Genomic DNA, 6,190 nt, shown 5'->3' on the forward strand with positions numbered 1-6,190 from the left:
CTGGGGTAGGCCATCTGAGGATCGGCCGTAAGAGGGGCCTTCGGGGGCTCAGCCGCAGCCGCACGAGGCATGCCGGCCGTGCACCGACGCGTACGCCGTGGGCCGGGGCCCCGCCGCCGCCCGCGTCACTCGGGCGGCGGCCGCACGTCCTGCCGACGACTGTGCGTCGTGCACCACTGTGCCTCCGACAAGCGTCAGGCGCACCTCGGACGCACTGATATCGGCCACCGGACACCGCGTCACATCGCGGTCGAGCAGCACCAGATCGGCCGCTTTTCCCCTCTCCACGGTGCCCGTGAGGCGGTCGGAGCGGAGTTGGCGCGCGGTGCCCAAGGTGTGCATGAGCAGGGACGACGTACGGCTGAGGCCTTCCTCCGCGCGGTACAGGTCGCCCTCGCCTTCCATGCCCTCGCGGTCGATCGCGGTGCGGATCTGGTTCCAGACCTGCAGAGGGTCGACCGGCCAGTCCGAGCCACCCGCGAGCGCCGCGCGCCGGTCCTGGAGGCTGCGCGCCGGGTACTGCCAACGGTGGCGCCGGGCGCCGATGTAGGGCAGCAGGGCGTCCATCGTCCAGGTGTTGCGGGCGGCCCACTGGAGCTGCATGCAGGGGACGACGCCGAGCGCGGCGAACCGCGGCAGGTCGGCGGGGTCGACCAGTTGGAGGTGGGCCGTGGTGTTGCGGAGATCACGGCGGCCGGTCTTCCGCAGGGCGTACGCGTACCCGTCGAGGGAGGTGCGCACGGCGCGGTCGCCGATGGCGTGCGCGTGCATCTGCCAGCCCTCGGCGTTGAAGGCGGCGCTGAGGCGTCCGTAGTCCGCCGCCGACACGTACAGGTCACCGCGGTGGCCGGTGGGCCTGCCGTCCTTGTCGAGGTACGGCTCCAGGAGCGCGGCGGTCTGCGCCGGGTACTCGATGACGCCGTCGAGGAACACCTTGACCGTCCCGAAGCGCAGTCCGCGTACGTCCCGGAAGTCCGCCCGCAGCTTCTTCGCGTACGCGAGCGCCGCGGCCGGATCCTTCGTCATGTCGGTCTCGATGCGCAGGGCGGGCACGATGCGCTGGAGCAGCCGGTCCGACTCGGCGAGCCGCTGATACAGCTTCAGCTCGCCGCGCCCCACGACGGCTTCCATGAACGTGGTGACCCCGGACGCGGCGGCCTCGGCGAGGGTTTTCGCGGCGGCATCCGCCAAGTGGGTCTCGTCGGGCTCGGGGATGTGCTGTGAGACGAGCGGCTGGGCGTCGTCCTTGAGCACGCCGGTCGGCCTGCCGTCCGTACCCTTCACGATCTTGCCGCCGACCGGGTCGGGCGTGGCCGCGGTGATCTTCGCGATGTCCAGGGCGCGCTGATTGGCCCACAGGTTGTGGCCGTCGCCGCCGCGCAGCGCGATCGGACGGCGCGTCGGCAGGGCGTCGAGCATCGCGTGGTGCGGGGCGGTGCCGTGCGGCAGGAGCCCGACCGGATTCCAGTCCTCCACGACGAGCCACCCGTCGGGCTCCTGTTCCACCGAGTCCTTGAGGAACCCCGTCAGCGTCTTGTGCAGCTCGTCGACGGTCTGCTCGGCGCCCGCGAGCGAGGGCCGCAGCGACCGGCTCGCGGCGTCCATCGGGTGGGCGTGCCCGTCGTGGATGCCGCTCATGACGGTGCCGCCCGCCGCGTCCACGACGTCCGTGTCCCGCCCGACGCAACGCTTGACGGCGGCGTCCGAACCGACGGCGAGGATCCGCCCGTCCCGCCCGACGGCCACGGCTTCGTGCCGCGCACGATCTGAAGTGCCGGTGAAGACGCGGGCGTTGTGGATGACCAGGGCGGCGGAGCGGCGGCGGGAGGGGGAGGCCGCGGCGGCGGGACCGGTCGCGGTGACGAGCCCGGCGGCTCCGACGGCTCCCGCTGTGGCCAGTAGGCCGCGCCGCGAGAGGGCGGAGGGCTGGGCGGAAGCTTCGTACGACTGGGGCACGACCACACTCCAACGGGTGACGGGGCCGGTGGTGACCGGCGACCGGTGAGGAAGGTGGACGGAACCCTCGACGAGTAATCCGTTAACCAGAACCCGTCCCGGACGACGGATTCCGTACGATGTGCCGCGTGCCAGGGCCGACTCTCGCCGACATAGCCCGCGCCGCGGAGGTCTCGACGGCGACGGTCTCGCACGCCCTCAACGGCACCGGCAGAGTCGGCGAAGCCACCCGCCGCAGGGTCCGCGAGACGGCGACCCGCCTCGGCTACGGCACGCCGGGCCCACCCCGCACCCGCACGCTCGGCATCGCGGTCACCACGTTCCCCGCCGCCTGGAACTACACGGACATCGCCTACTTCTCACGCGCCGTCACCGCGGCCACCTCCGCCGCCCACGCCCGCGGCTACGCCCTCACCACCCTCCCCGCCGACCGCGCCGCCGACGACTCCTGGCACAGCCTCGCCGTCGACGGCATGCTGATCATGGACAGTCCGCGCGGCGACCCGATGGCCCGCGCCCTGCGCGCCCGCGGCATCCCGCTCGTCTTCGACGGCGTCCCCGGCGACCCGCGCCCCGGCGACCACTGGGTCGACAACGACCACGAGGCGACCACCCGCGAGGTCCTCGACCACCTCGCGGCCTCCGGCGCCCGCCGGATCGCCCTCCAGTCCGGCAGTGGCGACGAGCACTACGCCCGCGCGGTGACGGAGGCGTACGAGCGGTGGTGCGCGGTGCGCGGCGCACCCCCGCTGGTCGTGCCCTTCGACGTGGCCGACGACCAGGGGCACGGCTTCGACGCGCTGCTGCGCGGCCCCGACCGCGCCGACGCCGTGTACGCCGCGTACGATCCGGGCGGCCGCCAGCTCCTCGCGGCCGCGGCCCGGCACGGCCTGCGCGTCCCGGAGGCCCTGCGCGTGGTGTGCGCGAGCGAGGACCCCGGGTACGCGGCGACGGACCCGCCCGTGAGCACGGTGACCCTGGATCCGGAGCGGACGGCGCGCGCCGCCGTGGGCCTCCTCGCCGACCTGGTCGAGGGCGCCGCGGTGCGGCCTCCGGGTCCGGTCGCCGTCCCCGCCGCCCTCCTCGTACGGGCCTCGTCGCTCGCTCGGTCCGCCGAGCATGCCTCCGTCACCGGCTCCCGGCCGAGTTCGCCGGACGGGCGGTGAGCCGCCACGCGAGCCGGCCTGCTGCCGAGGACATGACGGCGCGCCTCGTCGCCGAGGCGGGTCATGTACTAGAGTTATCTCGACATCGAGATATCTGCCGAGGCGCACCAGAAGCCGCCACTCGGTAAGGGTTACCTAACTAAGCCTTACCTTAGCGGACCGACGAGGAGTCGTGGCGGCAGGATGTACGGAACGCGCGAAAAAATCTGAAGGAGACTGTCGTGTCGGCGAACAGCTTCGACGCCCGCAGCACGCTGCGCGTGGGCGACGAGTCGTACGAGATCTTCAAGCTGGACAAGGTCGAGGGCTCCGCACGCCTTCCCTACAGCCTGAAGGTGCTGCTGGAGAACCTGCTCCGTACCGAGGACGGCGCGAACATCACCGCCGACCACATCCGCGCGCTCGGCGACTGGGACTCGCAGGCCCAGCCCGCGCAGGAGATCCAGTTCACGCCGGCCCGCGTGATCATGCAGGACTTCACCGGCGTCCCCTGCGTCGTGGACCTCGCCACCATGCGTGAGGCCGTGAAGGAGCTCGGCGGCGACCCGGCGAAGATCAACCCGCTGGCCCCGGCCGAGCTGGTCATCGACCACTCCGTCATCGCCGACAAGTTCGGCACGGCGGACGCCTTCGGCCAGAACGTCGAGCTGGAGTACGGCCGCAACAAGGAGCGCTACCAGTTCCTGCGCTGGGGCCAGACCGCGTTCGACGAGTTCAAGGTCGTCCCCCCGGGCACCGGCATCGTCCACCAGGTCAACATCGAGCACCTGGCCCGCACGGTCATGGTCCGAGGCGGCCAGGCGTACCCCGACACCCTCGTCGGCACCGACTCGCACACCACGATGGTCAACGGCCTGGGCGTCCTGGGCTGGGGCGTCGGCGGCATCGAGGCCGAGGCCGCGATGCTGGGCCAGCCGGTCTCCATGCTGATCCCGCGCGTCGTCGGCTTCAAGCTGACCGGCGAGCTGAAGGCGGGCACGACCGCCACGGACCTCGTCCTCACGATCACCGAGATGCTGCGCAAGCACGGCGTCGTCGGCAAGTTCGTCGAGTTCTACGGTGAGGGCGTCGCCGCGACCTCCCTCGCCAACCGCGCCACCATCGGCAACATGTCGCCGGAGTTCGGCTCCACCGCCGCGATCTTCCCGATCGACGACGAGACGCTGAAGTACCTGCGTCTGACCGGCCGCGACGAGCAGCAGGTCGCGCTCGTCGAGGCGTACGCCAAGGAGCAGGGCCTCTGGCTCGACCCGGCCGCCGAGCCCGACTTCTCCGAGAAGCTGGAGCTCGACCTGTCGACGGTCGTCCCGTCGATCGCAGGACCGAAGCGCCCGCAGGACCGCATCGTCCTCGCCAACGCCGCCGAGCAGTTCAAGACCGACGTGCGCAACTACGTCGACTCGGTCGACGAGGCGGGCAAGGAGTCCTTCCCGGCCTCCGACGCCCCGGCCACCACGAACGGCGTCCCGTCGAACCCGGTCCTCGTGACCGCCCCCGACGGCTCGACGTACGAGCTGGACCACGGCGCGGTGACGGTCGCGGCCATCACCTCCTGCACCAACACCTCGAACCCGTACGTCATGGTCGCCGCCGCGCTCGTCGCGAAGAAGGCCGTCGAGAAGGGCCTGACCCGCAAGCCGTGGGTCAAGACCACCCTCGCGCCCGGCTCCAAGGTCGTCACCGACTACTTCGACAAGGCGGGGCTCACCCCCTACCTCGACAAGGTCGGCTTCAACCTCGTCGGCTACGGCTGCACCACCTGCATCGGCAACTCGGGCCCGCTCCCGGACGAGGTCTCCAAGGCCGTCAACGACCACGACCTGGCCGTGACGTCCGTCCTCTCCGGCAACCGGAACTTCGAGGGCCGCATCAACCCCGACGTCAAGATGAACTACCTGGCGTCCCCGCCGCTGGTCGTCGCGTACGCCCTCGCCGGCTCGATGAAGATCGACATCACCACCGAGGCCCTGGGCGCCGACCAGGACGGCAACCCGGTCTACCTCAAGGACGTCTGGCCCACCGAGGCCGAGGTCAACGACGTAGTGGCGAACGCCATCGGCGAGGACATGTTCAACAAGTCCTACCAGGACGTCTTCGCGGGCGACGCCCAGTGGCAGGCGCTGTCGATCCCGACCGGCAACACCTTCGAGTGGGACAGCGAGTCCACCTACGTCCGCAAGCCCCCGTACTTCGAGGGCATGGCGCACGAGCCGTCCCCCGTCGAGGACATCCAGGGCGCCCGCGTCCTGGCCAAGCTGGGCGACTCGGTCACCACCGACCACATCTCCCCGGCCGGTGCGATCAAGGCCGACACCCCGGCCGGCAAGTACCTGACGGAGCACGGCGTGCAGCGCCGCGACTTCAACTCGTACGGCTCGCGCCGAGGCAACCACGAGGTCATGATTCGCGGCACGTTCGCGAACATCCGCCTGCGCAACCAGATCGCGCCGGGCACCGAGGGCGGCTTCACGCGTGACTTCACGCAGGACGACGCGCCGGTCTCGTTCATCTACGACGCCTCGCGCAACTACATCGACCAGGGCATCCCGCTGGTCGTCCTCGCGGGCAAGGAGTACGGCTCCGGCTCGTCCCGCGACTGGGCCGCCAAGGGCACCGCGCTCCTCGGCGTCAAGGCCGTCATCGCCGAGTCGTACGAGCGCATCCACCGCTCGAACCTCATCGGCATGGGCGTCCTGCCGCTCCAGTACCCGGAGGGCCAGACCGCCTCGTCCCTCGGCCTGACCGGCGAGGAGACCTTCTCCTTCTCCGGCGTCACCGAGCTGAACAACGGCTCGACCCCGCGCACGGTCAAGGTCACCACCGACACCGGTGTCGAGTTCGACGCGGTCGTCCGCATCGACACCCCCGGTGAGGCGGACTACTACCGCAACGGCGGCATCATGCAGTACGTGCTGCGCAGCCTGATCCGCAAGTAGGCTCACGGTACGCAGTGGTCGAGGGGCGCACCCCCCTCCGTGCTGGGTGGGGTGTCCTACTCGTTCTTCCACTATGATCCGCGAATCCCAACGGACCCAGAAGATCAAATTGTTTGAGGGGATTCGGAGGGG

General features: G+C 70.9%; 3 protein-coding genes. 2 read left to right on the plus strand and 1 reads right to left on the minus strand.

The genetic code is table 11. The annotated features are described in order from the left end of the window. Window positions 1-48: 48 nt before the first annotated feature. A complete protein-coding gene (locus AC07DO_RS15995; RefSeq protein WP_479060061.1) occupies window positions 49-1,956 on the minus strand; it encodes an amidohydrolase in 1,908 nt (635 codons plus the stop codon). A 119-nt stretch (window positions 1,957-2,075) separates the two neighbouring features. On the opposite strand from AC07DO_RS15995, the gene AC07DO_RS16000 reads away from it, so the two are divergent. After that, window positions 2,076-3,122: a LacI family DNA-binding transcriptional regulator gene (locus AC07DO_RS16000; protein ID WP_479060062.1), complete on the plus strand. Its 1,047-nt coding sequence runs from the start codon at window positions 2,076-2,078 to the stop codon at window positions 3,120-3,122. Window positions 3,123-3,343: 221 nt separating this feature from the next. Beyond that, window positions 3,344-6,058, plus strand: a complete 2,715-nt coding sequence (gene acnA, locus AC07DO_RS16005; protein ID WP_479060064.1) for an aconitate hydratase AcnA — start codon at window positions 3,344-3,346, stop codon at window positions 6,056-6,058. The last annotated feature ends 132 nt before the right edge of the window (window positions 6,059-6,190 follow it).

This window comes from Streptomyces sp. NPDC045678 (assembly GCF_056432085.1).

Excerpts from the sequence above, each read along its gene's own strand:
- AC07DO_RS16000 (WP_479060062.1), top strand. The coding sequence starts at position 2,076 with ATGTGCCGCGTGCCAGGGCCGACTCTCGCCGACATAGCCCGCGCCGCG.